The organism is Streptomyces longhuiensis, assembly GCF_020616555.1.
GTDB lineage: Bacteria > Actinomycetota > Actinomycetes > Streptomycetales > Streptomycetaceae > Streptomyces > Streptomyces longhuiensis.
Genome location: NZ_CP085173.1, coordinates 3393979 through 3415724, shown reverse-complemented (window position 1 = coordinate 3415724; position 21746 = coordinate 3393979). Strand labels below are relative to the sequence as shown.

The following is a 21746-nucleotide window of genomic DNA, read 5'->3' as shown; positions in this document are numbered from 1 at the left end:
GATACCGGAGCCAGGTCCTATTGGTCGCCGGGCGTGACGAGGCCGGTCTCGTAGGCGAAAATCACGGCCTGCGCCCGGTCCCGCAGCCCCAACTTCGCCAGCACACGGCCGATATGGGTCTTCACGGTCTGCTCCGCGAGCACCAGCTTCTCCGCGATCTCCTGGTTGGAAAGGCCCCGGGCGATGAGTTCGAGGACCTCGGTCTCGCGTGGCGTCAGACAGTTCAGCTCCGGCGAGCGGTCCCTGCGGCCGGACGGGCGCTGCCTCGCGATGTCCTCGATGAGCCGGCGCGTGACCGTCGGGGCGAGCAGCGCCTCTCCGGCGGCCACCACACGCACCGCCGCGATGAGATCGGCAGGCGGGGCGTCCTTGAGGAGGAACCCCGAAGCGCCCGCGCGCAGAGCCTCGTACACATAGTCGTCCACGTCGAACGTGGTGAGCATCAGGACCTTGGGGCGGTGGATCACGCCCGGCGGAGGGTCGAGGAGCGCACGCGTCGCGGCGATCCCGTCCATCTCGGGCATCCGCACGTCCATGAGGACGACGTCGGGATGTGTGGTCCGGCTGACTTCGACCCCCTGCTTGCCGTCCGGAGCCTCGCCCACGACGTCGATGTCGCTCTGCGCGGCCAGCAGCGCGGCGAACCCCGCTCGCACCATGGCCTGGTCGTCGACGATGATCACACGGATGGTCATGCGGTGCCGAATTCCTTTACGACGAGGGGGAGTCGGACTCGGCCAGCGGGAGTCGGGCCGCGACGCGGAAGCCTCCCCCGGGCAGCGGGCCCACGTCGAGTGTGCCGCCGACCAACCGTACGCGCTCGTGCATCCCGATGAGACCGTGTCCCGTGCCGGTCGTTTCCACGGGTGACGCGTGCTCGCCCGCCGGGCCGTTGACCACGATCACCAGCAGGGCGTCCTTGTCCTTGGAGACGGAGATCTGCGTGCGGGCACCGGGAGCGTGCCGCACGACATTGGCCAGGGCCTCCTGCACGATGCGGTATGCCGAGAGGTCCACCGCGGGCGGTACATCGGTCAGCTCCCCGACCAGGGTCAGCTCGGGCATCGACAACTCCGCCGGGACACCGCCCCGTACCGTGGCCTCCACCAGTTGTTGAAGCCGGCCGAGACCCGGCTGGGGTGCACGCTCACCACCCGATGCGTCCTCGCTGCGCAGCACCGCGAGGAGCCGCCGCATCTCACCGAGCGACTCCCTGGCACCCGCCGCTATCGAGCCGAACTCCTCGCACGCCTCGGGCGTCAGGCCCTGGAGCCGGTACGGAGCGGAGTCCGCCTGCACCGTGATCACCGACATGTGATGAGCCACCACGTCGTGCAACTCCCGCGCGATACGCGCACGTTCCTCGAGAAGGGTGCGCCGGGAACGCTCGGCCTCGTTGATCGTCTCCTGCTCGACGAGTCTGCGCTGCGCCTCTCCGCGCTCGCGCAGCAACGCCCCGAACAGCAGCACCCCACCGCTCAGCACGATCATCAGCACGCTCGTGGCCTGGCTGTCCGAGGGACGGAACATGTCGAGGACGAGTCCGGACACCACCGTGACCAGCCAGACCCCCAGGACCGTGCGCCTGCCCTCCCGCAGGGACAGGGCGAAGCACAGGGCCAGATATCCCACGATGACCATGGGGGTCCAGGGCGCGGCGTGATGGGAGGCCGAACCCTGGATGACGATCGCCCCCACAATGTCCGCGACGATCACGATGCCCCACGCGAGCAGTGGCCGACTGACGGCGAGCATCAGGGGCGCGGCCTGTGCGACCGCCAGGGCGCCGGCGAGACCACCGGGGACCCCGTAGTCGTTCGACAGGACCTGGGTGGTGACCGGGATCAGCGTGGCGACGAAGCCCAACGCGATCACATAGGGGACCAGGCGCACCCAACGCCTCGACGACCGGCCGAGCAGAGGCTCGGCCGGTCCCGCGGGAGCGGCGAGTGATGCCCCGGCCAGCCGCAGCCCGCCGAGGACGGTGGCGAACATGCGACGCAGACCCCCCGGCGATGCGGCCTTGCCGTCCGGCGGGCGGGGCTCCTGGTCAGGTGCAGTCGATGTGGTGCTCATGGCCTGTTCAGCGTAGGCAACAACCACCCGCGGCGCCGTCATACCGAGGAGCTCAACCGACCCCGTACCCAGGTATGACATGAGGGGCCCGTCGACGGACGCCGAACCTCGGCGAGGCCGCCTGCGCCCGGCCGTCCGCGGAGCCGCACCCCGTGCCGGGGTGCCGCCTGCGCCCGGCCGTCCGCGGAGCCGCACGGAGCCGCACCCCGTGCCGGGGTCGCGCCCCGAGGCCGCCCTACAGCTCCGCCAGCAGCTCGGCCTTCTTCGTCGAGAACTCGGCGTCGGTGACGAGGCCCGCCTGGTGCAGCTCGCCCAGGTGACGGATGCGGTCGGCGATGTCCGCGGGGTCGCGCCGGGAGGGGGAGGCGCCGGACGCGGGCACGGGAGAGCTCCCGGCCCGTACGGCGGCGAGGATGGACGCGGCGAAGGGCAGCGACTCGTGCACGGGCCCGTACCCGAGACCGAAGATCACGGCGGCCGGGTCCTGGTCGGCCTGGGCGGGCTGCTCGGACGCGTCGCGGCGCAACAGTCGCAGATGGCCCTCGAAGACCTCGGGCGAGCGCCATTCGACGCCGCTCAGATCCGAGACGGGAAAGCTCTTGTCGCCGGCCTTCCACTTCGCGGACGACGCCCCTGTCCAGAACCATCGGAAAGCCACGGACTTGCCGTCGAAGGAGGCCTTGCCGTCGTAGGCCTTGAAGTTCAGCGGCGCCTCGGGTGCCGCCACCAGATAGCGGCCCACTGGTGCGCCGTCGTCCAGGGCCAGCACGCCGCGCAGCTCGTCCGCGTAGTACTCGGCGAGCGTCTCGCGCTCGGCGGGCAGGACGAGCCGGTAGGGGTCGCAGCCTTCCTTGAGCTGTCCCGCCGCCGCGTCCATCAGCGGATCGGCGCCCGGTCTCGGCACGGCGCGCAGGACGACGGTCCCGCGCTTGCCGGGAGTGAGTGTCACCGCCGCGATCGCCTCAAAGGGGATGCGGCGCTCACCGAGTGCATTCAGCAGCTTCGGCGTGCGGATTCCCCGTTCGAAGCGGATGAGCACGGAGTCGGACTCGAACTCCCAGGCGGCATGAAATCCGGCCAGTACATCACCCATGCGGCTCATCGTATGCGGCACGCGCGCCTCCGTCCCCTGTTGCGTCGTGCCCCTGTTTCACCGATTTCTACGCGCGTCAGGCAGACGTGGCGCCGGAAGATCCTTCACGACAGGTGTCATGCCCTCTCGCACACCGCAGGGTGCTGTACGAACCGACGCCGATGTCGGCGAAGTTGCTGAGGCTCTCCGTACCGGGCTCGAAATAGCCGGTGTGCCCATGTGCGCCGGCTGCCGACAGGACCCGGGCGCCGAATCCCCGGGAGACGGGGTCGGCGCCGTGGCCGATCCCGCCGACCTCCAGATACGGCACGTCCTGGATCCAGTCGTCGCTGTCCCGCATCGCCCACACGCGCGCGTGGGTACCCAGTTTCGAGACCTTCCCGGCGCGCATGCCGGGGCTGCCGGCCACCGCTATGTCGCTCACCCGGGAGGGAAGCTTGTGTGCGGCGACACCGCACACCACGGAGCCGTAACTGTGGCAGTACAGGGCCACGGGGGCGCGACCCGGCAGGGCGCGCACCAGGGCGTTGAGCCGGGTGGCGCCCTCCTCCGCGCGCATCGCGGTGGCCGCGTCGACGCCGAGACCCGCGGGCGTCGTGTAGTCGGCCCAGGCGATCACGGCGGTCCGTGTGCCGGGTCCGGCGGCGCGCTCCGCGTCGTACAGGGAGCGAGCCATGCCGACGGGCGCCGAGTACTTGCGGAAGGTCCGCTGGAACGTGAGGAGGTTGGTGTCGACTCCGGGGACCACGACCGAGACACGCTGGGCCTTGTCGAGGTCCCCGAAGACCTCGGCGACGCGGCCGGTGCCCAGGGGGTCGAAGGCGAGGATCTTGCGGTCGGGTCGCATCAGGGACGCGTACCGGTTCATGCGCTGGCCGGCGTCGTGCTGTCCCGCGGCGGAGAGCCGGTTGTCGTGCGTGCTCTTCCGCGCCACTCTGCGTGCCTGGTCGAGGGCGATGCGGTTCGCGCGGTAGCGCAGTTCCACCGGCGCGCCGTTCATGTTGCCGACGGCGAGCGGGTAGCGGGTGACGAGCCGGGTGCGCTGCTGGCTGGTGAGTGAGGCGAAGAACTGCGCGAGGCGGGCGGGCGAGCCGTCCGGGTCCGGCAGGGCGCGCCCGTTGAGGTGGCCGTGTTCCCACGCCGTGATGGCGGCGTTGACCGGCGAGGTGACGCCCTTGTGGCGCACGGCGGTCCAGCCGGTGGTCGACAGCATGACGAACACGACGGCCAGTGCGAGCAGTGCACGCCAGACGCTGAGTTGCGGGGATGAGTCGAAGGAAGTCACTGCGGGACACCCTAGGAGACCCGCGGACCAACCCGCGAAATCGGTGAGGCAGATCACGTTTCCGGTGGGTCAATTAGGGCAAAACGGGCCTAGCTTAGGTGGTGTCATCACACTGCGTAGGTGCCGATTGCGCCCCTCGCGCACGGGAGTGCACGGACGGTCACTCTGTGCGCCACTTCCCCGCCAACACCGGCCCCAGCTGGTCGAGATAAGACTCCGTGAGCTCGCGGATCGACTCGACGCTGATGTCCTCACCGGCGCCCCACAGCCGCCCGGCCATGCGCATCACGCCGCTGAACGCGGCCACTGTCACGCGGGGGCGCGGGTCCGTCTCCATGTCGAGGCCCTCGCGCTCGGCGATCACGCGTGCGATCTCCTCCTCCAGCTCCGTGGAGCGGCGCAGGTGGACGGCGACCAGGGAGGGGGTGGATTCGATCATCTGGTAGGTGCGCATGTGGAGTTCGACCGGAACGACCTCCTCGATGGGCTCGCCGAGGGTGTCCCAGGCATCGAGCACGGCACCACGCAGGGCCTCGAACGGGCTGTCGGTCGCGGGGCGTTCGCGCAGGAGGGAGACGAAGCGGGACTCCACCATGTCCTGGACCGCGAACGCGGTCTCCTCCTTGCTGGTGAAGTACCGGAAGAAGGTGCGCTGCGAGACGTCGACGGCCTCCGCGATTTCGTCAACCGTCGTGCGGTCGTACCCCTTTGTGGTGAAGAGTTCCAGCGCGGAGCGCAGCAGGGCGTCGCGGGTGCGCTGCTTCTTGCGTTCCCGTAGTCCTGAATGCGCTTCCCGCGTCTTCACCCGCGCCCCTCTTTGCGTCTGTTTGCCCAGCTCAGCTTACCTGTGAGCAACGTGACAGTTACCGACTTGTGAATTGGTTTGTCAACTGTCAGTGACTGTCATTAGCCTCGCACGCATGACTAGTCAGACCACCGTCGACAAGGCGGACAAGGCCCCGGAGCCCGTGTCCGTTCCGGCCCCGGCCAAGGGGCTTCGCGGCCACCCCTGGCTGACGCTGTTCTCCGTCGCGATCGGCGTGATGATGGTCGCCCTCGACGGCACCATCGTGGCCATCGCCAACCCGGCCATCCAGAAGGACCTCGGCGCGAGCTTCGCCGACGTCCAGTGGATCACCAACGGCTACTTCCTCGCCCTCGCGGTCACGCTGATCACCGCGGGCAAGCTCGGCGACCGGTTCGGTCACCGGCAGACCTTCCTCATCGGCGTGATCGGGTTCGCCGCGGCCTCGGGGGCCATCGGCCTGTCGGACAGCATCGCCCTCGTGGTCACCTTCCGGGTGTTCCAGGGCCTGTTCGGCGCGCTCCTCATGCCGGCCGCGCTCGGCCTCCTGCGGGCGACCTTCCCCGCCGAGAAGCTGAACATGGCGATCGGCATCTGGGGCATGGTGATCGGTGCCTCGACCGCGGGCGGCCCGATCCTCGGTGGGCTGCTCGTCCAGCACGTCAGCTGGCAGTCCGTCTTCTTCATCAACGTCCCCGTCGGCGTCATCGCCCTCGTCCTCGGGCTCCTGATCCTCAGGGACCACCGCGCCGAGAACGCGCCGCGATCCTTCGACATCCTCGGCATCGTGCTGCTCTCCGGCGCGATGTTCTGCCTGGTCTGGGCGCTCATCAAGGCCCCGACGTGGGGCTGGGGCGACGGCCTGACATGGACGTTCCTGGCGGCCTCCGTGCTGTGCTTCGCGGCCTTCGCGATCTGGGAGACGCGCGTCAAGGAGCCGCTGATCCCGCTGGCTCTGTTCCGCTCGGTGCCGCTGTCGGCCGGTGTGGTCCTGATGGTGCTCATGGCCATCGCCTTCATGGGCGGGCTCTTCTTCGTCACCTTCTACCTGCAGAACGTGCACGGCATGAGCCCTGTCGACTCCGGTCTGCACCTCCTGCCGCTGACCGGAATGATGATCGTGGGCTCGCCGCTGGCGGGCGCGATGATCACGAAGGTGGGTCCGCGTGTCCCGCTCGCGGGCGGCATGCTGCTCACCGCCGTCGCCATGTACGGCATGTCCACGCTGGAGTCGGGCACGGGCAGTGGCGTCATGTCGCTGTGGTTCGCCCTCCTCGGCCTGGGCCTCGCTCCCGTCATGGTGGGCGCCACCGAGGTCATCGTGGGCAACGCCCCGATGGAGCTCTCCGGCGTCGCGGGCGGCCTCCAGCAGGCCGCCATGCAGATCGGCGGAAGCCTCGGCACCGCCGTGCTCGGCGCCGTGATGGCCTCGAAGGTGGACAACGACCTCGCGGGCAACTGGACCGACGCCAAGCTTCCGCCGCTCACGCCCGCCCAGCTGGACCAGGCGTCCGAGGCGGTCCAGGTCGGCGTGGGCCCGGTCCCGAAGGGCACCCCGGCCGCGCTCGCCGAGAAGATCACCTCGGTCGCGCACGACACCTTCATCTCCGGCATGAGCCTGGCCTGCCTGGTCGCCGCGGGCGTCGCCGTCGTGGCGATCTTCGTCGCGCTGCTGACCAAGCGCGGGGCGAACGCGGAGGAGGGCGCGGGGGCCGCACACATCTAGCGCGCATCGGGGGAAGCGACTCTCGGAGAACGCCTTCGTCGGAGGGCAGCACCCATCGGGACCATCGCCCCTCGGGGGAAACCCGCAGACCACCCCCGAACCACCCCCGTACGCACCGCGCAATGCCCTCAGGGAAATCCTGGGGGCATTTCGCTTGTCCGAGTGATCTGATTCGTCAGCTCTTCCCGTCCGATCGTCCAGCGGTTCAGAGTGCAGACAAGTGACCGGCACGACACGGGGGTTGATCGATATGGGTACGAGGATGCGCGCCGCGATGGGGACGACGTTGCCGATGACGGCCGCGGCCGCGCTGGCGGCCGTCCTGCTGACACCGGTTCATGCGGGCGCCGCCGTCCCGCCGACATCGGGGGACTGCGCGGCGGGGGAACTGTGCCTGCGGGAGAAGCCGGAGTTCAAGGGGCACCGGCAGGCGTACGAGTTGTCCGGGATCGACATCGAGAGCTGTGTCGCGCTGCCGGAGGGGGGCAGCGCGCAGGCTCTCGCCAATCGCACCGGACGCCCGGTCACGGCCTATCAGTCGGCCGAGTGCGCGGAGACGGGGGAGTTCCAGACCTATCCCGGCAGCGGCACATGGGCGCCTCAATCTCCTTACCGGGTGAGGGCGTTCAAGGTCTGGGAGCGCTGAGATGAAAGAAAGCGAGGTGCGGTGCGGCCCCCGTGGCCGCACCGCACCTCGAACCTCTACGACAGTCGGGACCAGGTCCCTACGCGTCGCCGCCCGCCGGGCCGGGGTCGGCCGCCGTGACGTCGAGGAGCTGGTAGCGGTCGATCGCCTGCTTCAGGACCGAGCGCTCGACCTTGCCCTCCCGGGCCAGCTCCGTGAGCACACCCACCACGATCGACTGGGCGTCGATGTGGAAGAAGCGCCGGGCCGCGCCGCGCGTGTCCGCGAAGCCGAAGCCGTCCGCGCCGAGCGACTGGTACGTGCCCGGCACCCAACGGGAGATCTGGTCGGGCACGGACCGCATCCAGTCGGAGACCGCGACGAACGGGCCCTCCGAGCCGGACAGCTTCTGCGTGACATAGGGGACGCGCTGGTCCTCGTCGGGGTGCAGCAGATTGTGCTGCTCCACCTCGACGGCCTCGCGGCGCAGTTCGTTCCAGGAGGTCGCCGACCAGACGTCCGCCTTGACGTTCCACTCCGTGGCGAGGATCTGCTGCGCCTCCAGGGCCCACGGCACCGCGACACCCGAGGCGAGGATCTGCGCCGGGATGGTGCCCGAAGTGCCCGGGCTGAAGCGGTGGATGCCCTTGAGGATGCCCTCCACGTCGACATCGGCGGGCTCGGCCGGGTGCTGCAGCGGCTCGTTGTAGACGGTGAGGTAGTAGAAGATGTCCTCGCCGTGCGGGTGCTCGGCGGTGGCGCCGTACATCCGCCGCAGACCGTCCTGCACGATGTGCGCGATCTCGAAGCCGAAGGCCGGGTCGTAGGCGACACAGGCGGGGTTGGTCGAGGCGAGCAGTTGCGAGTGACCGTCCGCGTGCTGCAGACCCTCACCGGTCAGGGTCGTCCGGCCGGCGGTCGCACCCAGCACGAAACCGCGCGCCAGCTGGTCGGCCATCTGCCAGAACTGGTCACCGGTGCGCTGGAAACCGAACATCGAGTAGAAGACATAGACCGGGATCAGCGGCTCGCCATGCGTCGCGTACGCCGATCCCGCGGCGATCAGCGAGGCCGTGCAGCCCGCCTCGGAGATGCCGTCGTGCAGCATCTGGCCCGTCGGCGACTCCTTGTACGCGAGGAGCAGCTCGCGGTCCACGGACTCGTACTGCTGGCCGAGCGGATTGTAGATCTTCGCGCTCGGGAAGAACGAGTCCATGCCGAACGTGCGGTACTCGTCCGGCGCGATCAGCACGAAGCGGCGGCCGATCTCCTTGTCCCGCATGAGGTCCTTGAGCAGCCGGACGAACGCCATGGTGGTGGCGATCGACTGCTGGCCGGAGCCCTTCTTCACACTCGCGTACGTCTTGTCGTCGGGGAGTGCCAGCGGCTTGGACCGCACGACGCGGGTCGGCACATAGCCGCCGAGCCCGTGCCGGCGGTCGTGCATGTACTGGATCTCCTCCGAGTCGCGGCCCGGGTGGTAGTACGGCGGGGCGCCGTCCTCGAGCTGCTTGTCGGTGATGGGCAGGTGCAGCCGGTCGCGGAAGCCCTTGAGGTCGTCGACCGTCAGCTTCTTCATCTGGTGGGTCGCGTTGCGGCCCTCGAAGTTGGGGCCGAGGGTCCAGCCCTTGACCGTCTGCGCCAGGATGACCGTCGGCTGGCCCTTGTGCTCCTTGGCCGCCTGGAAGGCCGCGAAGATCTTCTTGTGGTCGTGGCCGCCGCGCCCCAGGTGCAGGATCTGGTCGTCGGTCATGTTCTCGACCATCGCGCGCAGCCGGTGGTCGCCACCGAAGAAGTGGTCGCGGATGTACGAGCCGGGCTCGGTGGCATACGTCTGGAACTGGCCGTCGGGCGTGGTGTTCAGCTTGTTCACCAGGACGCCGTCGCGGTCCTGCGCGAGCAGCGGGTCCCAACTGCGGTCCCAGACCAGCTTGATGACGTTCCAGCCGGCGCCGCGGAACTGGGACTCCAGCTCCTGAATGATCTTGCCGTTGCCGCGCACCGGGCCGTCGAGGCGCTGCAGGTTGCAGTTCACCACGAAGGTCAGGTTGTCGAGGCCCTCACGGGCGGCGATCGACAGCTGGCCGAGCGACTCGGGCTCGTCCATCTCGCCGTCGCCGAGGAACGCCCAGACGTGCGACGCGGAGGTGTCGGCGATGTCGCGGGCCTGCATGTAGCGGTTCATCCGCGCCTGGAAGATCGCGCCCAGCGGGCCGAGGCCCATGGAGACGGTGGGGAACTCCCAGAAGTCCGGCATCAGCCGGGGGTGCGGGTACGACGACAGGCCGTACGGAGCCTTCGACTTCTCCTGGCGGAAGGAGTCGAGCTGGCCCTCGGTGAGGCGGTCCAGGAGATACGCGCGGGCGTAGATGCCCGGAGACGCATGGCCCTGGAAGAAGATCTGGTCGCCGCCCTTGCCGTCGTCCTTGCCGCGGAAGAAGTGGTTGAAGCCCACGTCGTAGAGCGAGGCGGAGGAGGCGAAGGTGGCGATGTGACCGCCCACTCCGATGCCGGGGCGCTGGGCGCGGGAGACCATCACCGCGGCGTTCCAGCGGGTCGCGTTCAGGACCTTGCGCTCGATCTCCTCGTTGCCGGGGAAGAAGGGCTCGTCCTTGGTCGCGATCGTGTTGATGTAGTCCGTGCTGCGCATCTCGGGCACGGCCACACGCTTCTCGCGGGCGCGCTCGATCAGCCGGAGCATCAGATAGCGGGCCCGCTCGCGCCCGCGCTCGTCGACGGCGGCGTCGAGGGAGTCGAGCCATTCCCGGGTCTCTTCGGGATCGAAGTCCGGGACCTGGCTGGGGAGGCCGCCAATGATGATCGGATTGCGATCGGATCCGGAAACCACGCTGTTCCTTCACTGTCGGTCGAGATGTGCAATTGGGGTGCAATGGGGCTGCGCCGCTCCCCATCGTGTACCTCGGGGGCACAATCGTCATCTCTACCGCGGGGTAATCGGAGTGATTCCCCGGGGTTCCCCGGACGGGTGCGGCCAAATCGCAACGATACGCTCATGTGGTTCACCAGTTTCGTGAGGCCGTTCGGCCGAGGTGGACGACCGTCATCCATAGGGTGGGCAAATCCGGCAGAACGGCGTGGCATACATCACCGGCCTGCGGGGATCCTTGACTGAAGATGCGGTGACACCGCCTGGAACGTCACCGTTTCGGCGGTCTCGGGGGCCGGGTACTTGCGCGATCCGCCCCGCCCGTGTGGACTACGGCCAACGCTTCGCGCACGCGCGAAGCAGCAGACAACTTCGTAAACATGATCAGGAGGCAATCCGTGAGCGCGACCGCGGACCACGCGGAGGAGCGGACCAACCCTGCCGCGAGGCTGGGTTTCCAGCCCGAGCAGGTGGTCCAGGAGATCGGCTTCGACGACGACGTCGACCAGGAGCTCCGCGAGTCCATTGAGGAAGTCATCGGCAGCGAGCTCGTCGACGAGGACTACGACGACGTCGCTGACGCGGTGGTGCTGTGGTTCCGCGAGGACGACGGCGATCTGACGGACGCGTTGGTAGACGCCAGCCAGCTGGTCGACGACGGTGCCCCTGTCTGGCTGCTGACCCCGAAGACCGGCCGCGACGGCTATGTCGAGCCGAGCGACATCAACGAAGCCGCGCAGACCGCGGGTCTCTCGCAGACCAAGAGCATCAACGCGGGCAAGGACTGGGCGGGCAGCCGCCTCGTCACGCCGAAGGCGGCCGCCAAGAAGCGCTAGCCGACGAAAGACCCCAGCAGACACTCCGGGCGGCCCCCGCCGACGCCATGACGCGTCGACGGGGGCCGCACGCTTGCCCGGCGACACGCGGGGCCCCACGCGGCAGCACCGCCTTCGGGACCTAGGCTGGGCCTCACCCGAACGGCTCCACGGAAGGAAAGCTTGACCATGACGATCGAGGTCGGCACGAAGGCTCCGGATTTCGAGCTCAAGACGCAGCACGGCGAGACCGTGCGGCTCTCGGACTTCCGGGGTGAGAAGAACGTGGTGCTGCTCTTCTACCCGTTCGCCTTCACCGGCGTCTGCACCGGCGAGCTGTGCGCCCTGCGCGACGAGCTGCCGAAGTTCGTCAACGACGACGTCCAGCTGCTCGCCGTGTCGAACGACTCGCCGTTCAGCCTGCGTGTCTTCGCCGAGCAGGAGGGCCTCGAGTACCCGCTCCTGTCGGACTTCTGGCCGCACGGCGAGGCCTCGCGCGCGTACGGCGTCTTCGACGAGGAGAAGGGCTGCGCGGTGCGCGGCACCTTCATCATCGACAAGGAGGGCGTGGTCCGCTGGACCGTCGTCAACGGCCTGCCGGACGCCCGCGACCTCAACGAGTACGTCAAGGCGATCGACACCCTCTGACCCCTCAGGGGTCACAGGGGAGTGCTTCGCGCATCTCTCCGGGATGTCCCGGGGATGACACCCTGGGATTCTTCGGGTGCGGAGCCTGTGGCTGCCGGGAACCGGTCACTAGGATCCAGACGTTGATCCGATACCAATGCACGACGGGGCTCCCCGCCCCCGACACCAATGGGAGGACTCGTGGGAGTCAGCCTCAGCAAGGGCGGCAACGTATCGCTGACCAAGGAGGCTCCTGGCCTGACCGCGGTCATCATCGGCCTCGGGTGGGACGTCCGTACCACCACCGGTACGGACTTCGACCTTGACGCCAGCGCCATCCTGACGAACGCGGAGGGCAAGGTCAGCAGTGACGCCAACTTCGTGTTCTTCAACAACCTGAAGAGCCCGGACGGCTCGGTCGAGCACACCGGCGACAACACCACGGGTGAAGGCGAGGGTGACGACGAGCAGCTCAAGGTCAACCTCGCCGGCGTCCCGGCCGATGTGGACAAGATCGTGTTCCCGGTCTCGATCTACGACGCCGAGAACCGCCAGCAGTCCTTCGGCCAGGTGCGCAACGCGTTCATCCGCGTCGTGAACCAGGCGGGCGGGGCGGAAATCGCCCGGTACGACCTCTCCGAGGACGCCTCGACGGAGACCGCCATGGTATTCGGCGAGCTGTACAGGAACGGCGCGGAGTGGAAGTTCCGCGCCATCGGCCAGGGCTACGCCTCAGGTCTGCGCGGCATCGCGCAGGACTTCGGCGTCAACGTCTGAGCCGAGCACGACCGCATGACCGTCCGGCGCCGCACGCGAGTGCGGCGCCGGACGCGCTCGACAACTCAAGCGACATCACACCGGGGAGGACCACGATCATGGGCGTCACGCTCGCCAAGGGGGGCAATGTCTCCCTCTCCAAGGCCGCACCGAACCTCACACAGGTGCTGATCGGACTCGGCTGGGACGCGCGTTCCACCACCGGAGCCGACTTCGACCTCGACGCCAGCGCGCTGCTGTGCAAGGACGGGCGGGTGCTCGGCGACGAGTGGTTCATCTTCTACAACCAGCTCACCAGTCCGGACGGCTCCGTCGAGCACACCGGGGACAACCTCACCGGTGAGGGCGAGGGCGACGACGAGTCGATCCTGATCGACCTGTCCAAGGTGCCGGCGTTCTGCGACAAGATCGTCTTTCCGGTCTCGATCCATGACGCGGACAACCGAGGACAGACGTTCGGCCAGGTCAGCAACGCGTTCATCCGCGTGGTCAACCAGGCGGACGGTCAGGAACTCGCCCGCTACGACCTGAGCGAGGACGCCTCCACGGAGACCGCGATGATCTTCGGCGAGGTGTATCGGTACGGCGGCGAATGGAAGTTCCGTGCCGTCGGGCAGGGGTACGCGTCGGGCCTCCGCGGCATCGCTCTAGACTTCGGGGTCAATGTTTCGTAAAGCCGTGCGCGGAGCGGGGGAGCCCCGTCCTACCGGCGCGGGGGAGACCCGTACTCACTTGATGGGGTAGCCAGTGGTTTTGAAAACCTTCGGCTGGTCGTTCGCAATTACTGCGCTCGGCCTGGTCGCGGCGGTGTTCTACGACGGATGGACAGCATTCGGGGTCGTCGCGATCCTTGCTGTCCTCGAGATCTCGTTGTCCTTCGACAACGCGGTGATCAACGCCGGAATCCTGAAGAAGATGAATGCCTTCTGGCAGAAGATCTTCCTCACGGTCGGTGTGCTGATCGCCGTCTTCGGTATGCGACTGGTCTTCCCCGTCGTGATCGTCGCGGTCAGCGCCAAGCTCGGCCCCATCGAGGCGGTCAAGCTCGCGCTCAACGACAAGGACAAGTATCAGCAGCTGGTGACCGACGCGCACCCGTCGATCGCCGCGTTCGGTGGCATGTTCCTGTTGATGATCTTCCTCGACTTCGTCTTCGAGGAGCGGGACATCCAGTGGCTGCGCTGGATCGAGCGTCCGCTCGCCAAGCTCGGCAAGGTCGACATGCTGTCGGTCTGCATCGCGATGATCGTGCTCCTGATCTCCTCGTTCACCGTGGCCACGCATGCCCACCAGCACGGTGGCGTCCATGTGGACAAGGCCGAGACAGTGCTCATCTCCGGCATCGCCGGTCTGATCACGTATCTCATCGTGGGCGGCCTCTCCGGGTTCTTCGAGAACCGCCTGGAGGAGGAAGAGGAGCGTGAGCACGAGGCCGAGGAAGAGGCCAGGAAGAGCGGCCAGGCCGCGCCGGCCATAGTGATGGCGGGCAAGGCCGCGTTCTTCATGTTCCTGTACCTCGAGGTCCTGGACGCGTCGTTCTCCTTCGATGGAGTCATCGGCGCTTTCGCCATCACCAACGACATCGTGCTGATGGCCCTCGGCCTCGGCATCGGTGCCATGTACGTCCGTTCGCTCACGGTCTACCTGGTCCGCCAGGGCACCCTGGACGACTATGTGTACCTGGAGCACGGCGCGCACTACGCGATCGGCGCCCTCGCCGTGATCCTCATGATCACGATCCAGTACGAGATCAACGAGGTCATCACGGGCATGATCGGCGTCGTCCTGATCGCCTGGTCGTTCTGGTCGTCGGTGCGTCGCAACTCGCGTATCGCGGCCGCCGAGGGAAAACCGGCCTCGGGCGAGAAGACTGAGGTTTCGTCCGGGCTCTGATCCTGGAACGCTGTGAGCGGGGCGGTCTGCGAGGAGAACTCCTCACCGGCCGCCCCGTCGGCGTAACTGGACCATGAAACATGGGCACTTGGGGGCGATATGTCCTTCTGGGACGGACTGTGGCGGGGGCGTGCGGCGGAGTTCGAGTCGGGCAGCGCCGCATCGAACTCCATCGAACTCACCAAGCGGCACCCGGTTGTCTCGCTCACCAAGCAGGGGGCGGCCACCGGAAATCTGCGCATCAACCTGTCCTGGCGGATGCGGACCTCGGACATCGGCGGCCCCGAGCGCGAGAGCCTGCTGCGCCACCCCTTCAAGCTGTTCAAGCCCGATGTGGTGCAGGCCCATACGCAGAGCATGGTCAATGTGGACCTTGACCTCGGCTGTCTCTACGAACTGACCGACGGGGAGAAGGGCGTGGTGCAGCCGCTCGGCAGCTTCTTCGGCGCGCTCAACGCGCCGCCGTACGTGAAGCTCAGCGGGGACGACCGGTTCGGCTCGGCGTCGGGTGAGACCATCTACGTCAATCTCGATCACCGCGAGTCCATCAAGCGACTGCTTGTCTTCGTCTACATCTACGACCAGACACCGGCGTTCGACCGTACGCACGCCCACGTCACGCTCTACCCGAGCAACGGACCACGCGTCGAGATCAGCCTCGACGAGCGCGCCCCACAGGCCCGCTCCTGCGCCGTCGTCACGATCGAGAACGTCAAGGGCGAGCTGATCGTGCGACGCGAGGTGAAGTTCGTCTACGGGTTCCAGGCCGAGCTGGACCGGTTGTACGGGTGGGGACTTCAGTGGGGCCGGGGGTACAAGTCCAAAGTCGGGGAGCGCTAGGCCCGACGCGGGGGCCTCTGCCCCGCCGCCCTGTCCAGCTCCGATCCGGCCCTGTCCGGCCCCGAGTCGTTCCGGGGCCGGTCGCGGTATCAGCGGGAGATGAACTGCGGGCCCTGCGGCGGCAGGGTGAAGTTCGGGTCGGGCGGGGGCTGCACCGGCTGCGGATAGCCGTACGCGGGCTGCGTCGTCGGCACCGGCATGGCGAGCGGCGCGGGCTGCGTGGGCGCCGCCGGCGGATACCCGTACGACGGCTGGGAGGCGGGCTGGGGCGCGGTCTGGGGGAGCGACGCGGCGAGGGGCTGCGGCGCGGGCGCCTGCGGATACCCGTAACCCGAACCGGATCCCCAACCTGACCCCGACCCCGACTCCGAGGCGGCCCCCGACGTCGATGCCGTGAACGAGGTGTCGGGGGCCGGGGGCGGGAACGACGGTTCGGCGGCCGGCATGGGGCCCGGCGGGGACGACGCCGGGAGATCCGGCGCCGGCTCCGATTCGTCCACCGAGATGCCGAAGTCCGTGGCCAGACCGACCAGGCCGTTCGAGTAGCCCTCGCCCAGGGCGCGGAACTTCCAGCCCTCGCCGCGCCGGTACAGCTCGCCGCAGATCAGTGCCGTCTCGGCGCCTGTCTCCGGCTTCACGTCGAAGTGGGCGATGGGCTCGCCCTCGGCGGCCGTGGCGTCGTACAGGAGGATCCGCAGGGCGGGTACGCGGTCGAAGGGGACGTCGTCCGCAGAGGCCACGAGGAGGACGCGGCCGACCTCGGGGCCGAGGCCGGCCAGGTCGGACTGGATGGTGTCGGTGAGTCCGTCGGTGACGCGCTTCTTGCCGAGCCGCCAGACCTTGCCCGAGGGGTGCCGGGGCTGGTTGTAGAAGACGAAGTCCTCGTCGGACCGTACGCGACCGTCAGGGCCGAGGAGCAGCGCCGAGGCGTCGACGTCGGGCACGCCCTGGCCGCTGGTCCAGCGCAGCACGGCGCGGACCGCCGTGGATTCGAGAGGGACGTTCGACCCCTTCAGCATCGCGTGCGTCATGCGGTCATCCTGCCTTCCCTGTCCTGGCCAGGACAATGCGGGGGCCCGAGATGGCGGGGCCGAGCGACATACTCGACATGGGTGGGTTACCTGAATTTCATGCCCGATGGGAACCCTTGACACGGGTCCCTACGTACTATTACCGGCCACTTAAATTCGGGCCTGAGCGGCACGACGGGGGAGTCTCATGCGTCATTTCGGGCATATTGCCCCTGAGGTGCGGCAGCGCCTGTTCCACCGGGAGCCCGGTGACTTCACCGCGGACTCGTCGCCTCGCATGCTCGCGGCGGCCCTCGGAGCCACGCTCTACAGCCCGGCCACGCGGCCGCGCCTCGCCGACGACGTCCTCAAGCAGGCGGGCCGGGGCGTCGTCTCGATGGTGCTGTGCCTGGAGGACTCGATCGACGACGCCGAGGTCGCGGACGCCGAGGAGAACCTGGTCAGGCAGTTCACCGACCTCGCGGCCCGGCCGGACGCGCAGCCTCCGCTGCTGTTCATCCGCGTCCGCGCCGCCGGGCAGATCACGGACCTCGTGCGCCGCCTCGGCCCCGCCGTGCGGCTGCTGTCCGGATTCGTACTGCCGAAATTCACCGAGGAGCGGGGAGGGCCGTTCCTGGAGGCGCTCTCCGCCGCGGAGGCGGCCACCGGGCGGCGCCTCTTCGCGATGCCCGTCCTGGAGTCGCCCGAGCTTCTGCATCTGGAGACGCGGGGTGACACTCTCGCCGGGATCGCCCGCACCGTCGACAAGTACCGCGACCGCGTCCTGGCCCTGCGCCTCGGCGTGACCGACTTCTGCTCCGCGTACGGGCTGCGCAGGCCGCCGGACATGACCGCTTACGACGTCCAGATCGTGGCCTCCGTGATCGGCGACGTGGTCAATCTGCTCGGCCGCGCCGACGGCACCGGCTTCACCGTGACCGGCCCTGTCTGGGAGTACTTCCGGCATCAGGAGCGGATGTTCAAGCCGCAGCTGCGCCGCAGCCCTTTCATGGAGGGCCGTGCCGTCGAGCTGCGCCAGGCGCTCATCGAGCACGACATGGACGGCCTGCTGCGCGAGATCGAGCTGGACCGGGCCAACGGCCTGCTCGGCAAGACCTGCATCCATCCCTCGCACGTGATGCCCGTGCACGCGCTGTCCGTGGTCAGTCACGAGGAGTACGGGGACGCCCAGGACATCCTGCGGCCCGAGCGAGGCGGTGGCGGCGTCCTCAGATCCGCGTACACGAACAAGATGAATGAAGTGAAGCCGCATCGGGCCTGGGCCGAGCGGACCCTCCAGCGGGCGGAGGTCTTCGGCGTCGCCCATGAGGACGTCGGCTTCGTGGAGCTGCTCAACGCCGGCCTGCCCGCGTGACGAGCGCGCGAGTCATGATGAAAACAACGAAAAGGGGCGAAGTGGTCTGGTCGGGGACATGGGTCGCACAGCGGCTCGGAGTCGAGCTCGTCGGTGACGAGGAGATATCCGGGCTGCTGGGCCTTGCCCTGCGCCGCAATCCCAAGCGGGCCCATCTGCTCGTGTCGAACGTCCTGGGCAAGCACGTGCCGCAGTCGCCGGATGTGGTCTGGCGCGCCGGGTACGACCTCGGTCTGCGGGTGCGCGAGCTGCTCGGTGACGACGCGGCGCGGCAGGCCGTCGTGCTCGGATACGCCGAGACGGCGACGGGCCTCGGGCACTCCGTCGCCGACGGCCTGGGCCTCGCGCCCTATCTGCACTCGACGCGGCGCCCCGTCGACGGAGTGGCGCGCGCCGGCGGCTTCGAGGAGTCCCACTCCCACGCCACCTCGCATCTGCTGCTGCCCGAGGACCCCCGCCTCCTCGCGGGTGACGGGGCGCTCGTCCTCGTCGACGACGAGTTCTCCACGGGCAACACGGTCCTGAACACGATCCGCGCCCTGCACGAGCGCTACCCGCGCGAGCGCTACGTCATCGTCGCCCTCGTCGACATGCGCTCGCCCGACGACCGGGGCCGCCTGGCCGACTTCGCCCGTGAGATCGGCGCCCGCGTCGACCTGGTCGCGTCCGCGTCCGGCACCGTCAAGCTCCCCGACGACGTCCTCGCCAAGGGCCAGGCCCTGGTCGCCCACCACGAGTCCCTAGCCGAGGCCCCGACGGCGCGCACCGCGCCGGGCGGCGAGGCGCGCATCGAGCCCGGCAGCGTGACGCGTGTGGACCTCGGCTGGCCCGCGTCTGTGCCCGACGGGGGCCGGCACGGCTTCACGCCGGAGCACCGCGCGGCGCTCGACGCGGCGCTGCCCGCGATGGCCGCCCGCCTCGCCGCCCCCATGGGGGACGCCCGCCGCGTACTGGTCCTCGGTTTCGAGGAGCTGATGTACGCGCCGCTCGCCCTGGCCCGCGAGGTCGAGAAGGGCACGCAGGCGCAGGTGCGCTACTCCACCACGACGCGTTCGCCGGTCCTCGCCGTCGACGACCCCGGCTACGCGATCCGCACCCGCCTCGTCTTCCCCGCCCACGACGACCCGGCCGACGGACCGGGCGAGCGGTACGCGTACAACGTCGCGGGCGGCGACTTCGACGCGATCGTCGCCGTCGTCGACTCCGCCGCGGACACGCCTCAACTGCACGCCCCCGACGGTCTGTTGGCGCGCCTCGCCGAGCACACCCCACGCGTGCTGCTCGCCGTCGTGCCCTCGTACGTCCCCGACAGGGCTGCCCCCACACAGACCGTCCCCGACAGGGCTGCCCCCACGCAGGCCGTCCCCGACAGGGCTGCCCCCACGCAGGCCGTCCCCGACAGGGCTGCCCCCACACAGACCGTCCCCGACAGGGCTGCCCCCACGCAGGCCGTCCCCGACAGGGCTGCCCCCACGCAGGCCGTCCCCGAGAGGGCTGTCCCCACACAGACCGTCCCCGACAGGGCTGCCCCCACGCAGGCCGTCCCCGAGAGGGCTGTCCCCGCAAAGCCACTCCCCGAGAGGGCTGCCCCCGCAAAGGCCGCCCCCGAAAGGCCCCTCGTGCCCCCCAAGCTCCCCGAGCCCCTCCGCGGCCCCGCCTTCTCCTCGTACGCGCCCGACGAGGTCGGCTGGCTGCTCCAGGACCTCTCGGACGTCGAGCTGGAGGCCCCGACCGAGGAGCGCGAGGAGGCGATACAGGGCGGTGGCGCGCACTACGCCGAGTCGCTGCCGGTCGAGTACCAGCCGAGCGCCGAGTACCAGGCGCTGTTCCAGTCCGCCCTGGAGGTGTCCGCCGCGCGGATCGCGCAGGCCGTCGGCGTCGTGACCGAGACCGTGCTCGCGGAGCGGTCCCCGCGCCCCGTACTCGTCTCGCTCGCCCGCGCCGGGACGCCCGTCGGCGTGCTGATGCGCCGGTGGGCGCAGGCGCGGCGCGGCCTCGACCTGCCGCACTACGCCGTCTCGATCGTGCGCGGCCGCGGCATCGACGCGAACGCGCTGCGCTGGCTCGCCGCCCATCACGACCCGGCCGACGTCGTCTTCGTCGACGGCTGGACCGGCAAGGGCGCGATCACTCGCGAACTGGCGGAAGCCCTCAAGGAGTTCCCCGGCTTCGACCCCGAGATCGCGGTGCTCGCCGACCCCGGTTCCTGCGTGCGCACCTACGGCACCCGTGAGGACTTCCTCATCCCGTCCGCCTGTCTCAACTCCACGGTCTCCGGCCTGATATCGCGCACGGTGCTGCGGGCCGACCTCGTCGGGCCGAACGATTTCCACGGCGGAAAGTTCTACCGCGAGCTCGCCGAGGCGGACGTCTCCACGCACTTCCTCGACACGATCGAGGCCCGTTTCGACGAGGTCGCCGACGCCGTGGACGCCCAGGTCAAGGAGATGCTCTCCGCCGACCGTGCGCCCACCTGGGAAGGCTGGGCGGCCGTCGAGCGGATCAGCGAGGAGTACGAGATCCACGACGTGAACCTCGTGAAGCCGGGCGTCGGCGAGACGACCCGCGTGCTGCTGCGCCGCGTCCCGTGGAAGATACTCGCCCGCACGGGCGCCGGCGCCGACCTCGACCACGTACGCCTGCTCGCCGAGCAGCGCGGGGTGCCCGTCGAGGAGGTCGCCGAACTCCCTTACACCTGCGTCGGGTTGATCCACCCGAAGTACACGCGGGGCGCCACCGGCGCGGACGGCAAGGCGGTGGGCGCGAAGTGAGCGCGACGCCCGTCACCCTGGTCGCCAGCGACCTCGACCGCACCCTGATCTACTCCGCCGCAGCCCTCGGCCTGACCATGCCCGACGCCCGGGCACCGCGCCTGCTGTGTGTCGAGGTCTACGAGGGCAAGCCTCTCTCCTACGTCACCGAGGACGCGGCCGCGCTGCTCGGCGAACTCGGCCGCAGCGCGCTCTTCGTCCCGACCACGACCCGCACCCGCGAGCAGTACGGACGCATCCATCTCCCGGGCCCCGCACCGCGGTTCGCGATCTGCGCCAACGGCGGGCACCTGCTGGTGGACGGGGTGTCCGACCCGGACTGGCGTGCCGGTGTGGACGAGCGGCTCGCCGCCGAGTGCGCGCCGCTCGACGAGGTGCGGGCGCATCTGGTGCGGACGGCCGACCCGGCGTGGCTCCTGAAGGAACGCGTCGCCGAGGACCTCTTCGCGTATCTCGTGGTCGAGCGGTCCCTGCTCCCGGAGGGCTGGGTCAAGGAACTCGCCGTGTGGGCGGAGAGCCGCGGCTGGACGGTCTCCCTCCAGGGCCGCAAGATCTACGCCGTCCCGAAGCCGCTCACCAAGAGTGCGGCCATGCGTGAGGTGGCCCGCCGCTCGGGCGCCGACCTGACGCTGGCGGCCGGCGACTCCCTGCTCGACGCGGACCTGCTCCTCGCGGCCGACCACGCCTGGCGCCCCGGCCACGGCGAGCTGGCGGACGTGGGCTGGACGGCACCGCACGTCACGGCCCTGGAGGACCGGGGTGTCGCGGCGGGCGAGACGATCCTGCGGGAACTGATCGGGGAGGTCCGGAACCCCCGCACGCACCCGTAGGGGCCGCCCGCACACCGTGCGTACGGGCCAGGCCCCATGCGCTCACCCGCCGGAGGTCACCCGCAGCAACCCCCGCCGCAGCAGCCTCCGCCTCCGCCCCCGCCGCCCGCGGGGCGGGCCGGGGCGGAGGTCGATGCGGTGCCGCCCACGGCGACCGTCGACAGCAGCTTCACCGTGTCGTCGTGGCCCGCGGGGCAGTCCGCGGGGGCCGAGGACTCGGCCATCGGGCGGCTCAGTTCGAACGTGTCGCCGCAGGTCCGGCAGCGGTACTCGTAGCGTGGCATGGGCACAGGTTAGCGGCCGCGCCCGGC

General features: G+C 69.5%; 19 protein-coding genes. 11 read left to right on the top strand and 8 right to left on the bottom strand.

Going from position 1 to position 21746, the window contains the following annotated elements:
• Positions 1-17: 17 nt before the first annotated feature.
• From LGI35_RS15940 to LGI35_RS15920, 5 genes are all read right to left on the bottom strand, one after another.
• Positions 18-695, bottom strand: coding sequence for a response regulator (locus tag LGI35_RS15940; RefSeq protein ID WP_116502281.1), 678 nt, complete (start codon positions 693-695; stop codon positions 18-20).
• 16 nt (positions 696-711) lie between these two features.
• Positions 712-2076 (bottom strand): sensor histidine kinase, encoded by a 1365-nt coding sequence (locus LGI35_RS15935; RefSeq protein WP_227294495.1) that lies wholly within the window; start codon positions 2074-2076, stop codon positions 712-714.
• 235 nt (positions 2077-2311) lie between these two features.
• Positions 2312-3169, bottom strand: a complete 858-nt coding sequence (locus tag LGI35_RS15930) for a DUF4429 domain-containing protein (protein WP_227294494.1) — start codon at positions 3167-3169, stop codon at positions 2312-2314.
• A 76-nt stretch (positions 3170-3245) separates the two neighbouring features.
• Entirely contained in the window at positions 3246-4454 is a 1209-nt protein-coding gene (locus LGI35_RS15925) for an alpha/beta hydrolase (protein WP_227294493.1), read from the bottom strand.
• Between the two features lie 160 nt (positions 4455-4614).
• Positions 4615-5259 (bottom strand): TetR family transcriptional regulator, encoded by a 645-nt coding sequence (locus LGI35_RS15920; RefSeq protein ID WP_227294492.1) that lies wholly within the window; start codon positions 5257-5259, stop codon positions 4615-4617.
• Between the two features lie 115 nt (positions 5260-5374).
• Here LGI35_RS15920 and LGI35_RS15915 point away from each other — a divergent pair, with 115 nt between their 5' ends.
• Positions 5375-6985 carry an MFS transporter gene (locus tag LGI35_RS15915; RefSeq protein WP_227294491.1) on the top strand — a complete coding sequence of 537 codons (1611 nt, stop codon included), beginning with the start codon at positions 5375-5377 and terminating at the stop codon, positions 6983-6985.
• A gap of 274 nt (positions 6986-7259) precedes the next feature.
• Positions 7260-7631 carry a peptidase inhibitor family I36 protein gene (locus LGI35_RS15910; protein ID WP_227294490.1) on the top strand — a complete coding sequence of 124 codons (372 nt, stop codon included), beginning with the start codon at positions 7260-7262 and terminating at the stop codon, positions 7629-7631.
• Positions 7632-7710: 79 nt separating this feature from the next.
• On the opposite strand, the gene aceE is transcribed toward LGI35_RS15910, so the two are convergent.
• Entirely contained in the window at positions 7711-10458 is a 2748-nt protein-coding gene (aceE, locus tag LGI35_RS15905) for a pyruvate dehydrogenase (acetyl-transferring), homodimeric type (RefSeq protein ID WP_227294489.1), read from the bottom strand.
• A 437-nt stretch (positions 10459-10895) separates the two neighbouring features.
• Between aceE and LGI35_RS15900 the strand changes: the two genes are divergently transcribed.
• The 6 genes from LGI35_RS15900 to LGI35_RS15875 all read left to right on the top strand — a co-directional run bounded on the left by LGI35_RS15900 (position 10896) and on the right by LGI35_RS15875 (position 15449).
• Positions 10896-11333: a DUF3052 domain-containing protein gene (locus LGI35_RS15900; protein ID WP_100591937.1), complete on the top strand. Its 438-nt coding sequence runs from the start codon at positions 10896-10898 to the stop codon at positions 11331-11333.
• Between the two features lie 168 nt (positions 11334-11501).
• Positions 11502-11960, top strand: coding sequence for a peroxiredoxin (locus LGI35_RS15895; RefSeq protein ID WP_100591938.1), 459 nt, complete (start codon positions 11502-11504; stop codon positions 11958-11960).
• Between the two features lie 180 nt (positions 11961-12140).
• The gene (locus LGI35_RS15890) at positions 12141-12716 is read left to right on the top strand and encodes a TerD family protein (RefSeq protein WP_116502287.1); all 576 of its coding nucleotides are present in this window, start codon (positions 12141-12143) and stop codon (positions 12714-12716) included.
• A 98-nt stretch (positions 12717-12814) separates the two neighbouring features.
• A complete protein-coding gene (locus tag LGI35_RS15885) occupies positions 12815-13390 on the top strand; it encodes a TerD family protein (RefSeq protein ID WP_100591940.1) in 576 nt (191 codons plus the stop codon).
• Positions 13391-13463: 73 nt separating this feature from the next.
• Entirely contained in the window at positions 13464-14609 is a 1146-nt protein-coding gene (locus tag LGI35_RS15880) for a DUF475 domain-containing protein (protein ID WP_227294488.1), read from the top strand.
• Positions 14610-14708: 99 nt separating this feature from the next.
• Entirely contained in the window at positions 14709-15449 is a 741-nt protein-coding gene (locus LGI35_RS15875; RefSeq protein ID WP_116502289.1) for a TerD family protein, read from the top strand.
• 89 nt (positions 15450-15538) lie between these two features.
• Here the strand turns inward: LGI35_RS15875 and LGI35_RS15870 are convergent, their stop codons facing one another.
• Positions 15539-16480: a TerD family protein gene (locus tag LGI35_RS15870; RefSeq protein ID WP_227294487.1), complete on the bottom strand. Its 942-nt coding sequence runs from the start codon at positions 16478-16480 to the stop codon at positions 15539-15541.
• Positions 16481-16667: 187 nt separating this feature from the next.
• On the opposite strand from LGI35_RS15870, the gene LGI35_RS15865 reads away from it, so the two are divergent.
• Genes LGI35_RS15865 through LGI35_RS15855 form a run of 3 tightly spaced genes read left to right on the top strand, consistent with a single transcriptional unit; the run spans position 16668 to position 21435 of the window.
• Positions 16668-17834 carry an HpcH/HpaI aldolase/citrate lyase family protein gene (locus LGI35_RS15865; protein ID WP_227294486.1) on the top strand — a complete coding sequence of 389 codons (1167 nt, stop codon included), beginning with the start codon at positions 16668-16670 and terminating at the stop codon, positions 17832-17834.
• Positions 17835-17848: 14 nt separating this feature from the next.
• Positions 17849-20605, top strand: a complete 2757-nt coding sequence (locus LGI35_RS15860; protein WP_227294485.1) for a phosphoribosyltransferase — start codon at positions 17849-17851, stop codon at positions 20603-20605.
• The gene (locus LGI35_RS15855) at positions 20602-21435 is read left to right on the top strand and encodes an HAD family hydrolase (protein ID WP_227294484.1); all 834 of its coding nucleotides are present in this window, start codon (positions 20602-20604) and stop codon (positions 21433-21435) included. The genes LGI35_RS15860 and LGI35_RS15855 overlap by 4 nt, the downstream gene beginning before the upstream one ends.
• Before the next feature lie 56 nt (positions 21436-21491).
• Here the strand turns inward: LGI35_RS15855 and LGI35_RS15850 are convergent, their stop codons facing one another.
• On the bottom strand, positions 21492-21719 hold the full coding sequence (locus tag LGI35_RS15850; RefSeq protein WP_116502294.1) for an FmdB family zinc ribbon protein: 228 nt from the start codon (positions 21717-21719) through the stop codon (positions 21492-21494).
• Positions 21720-21746 lie beyond the last annotated feature (27 nt).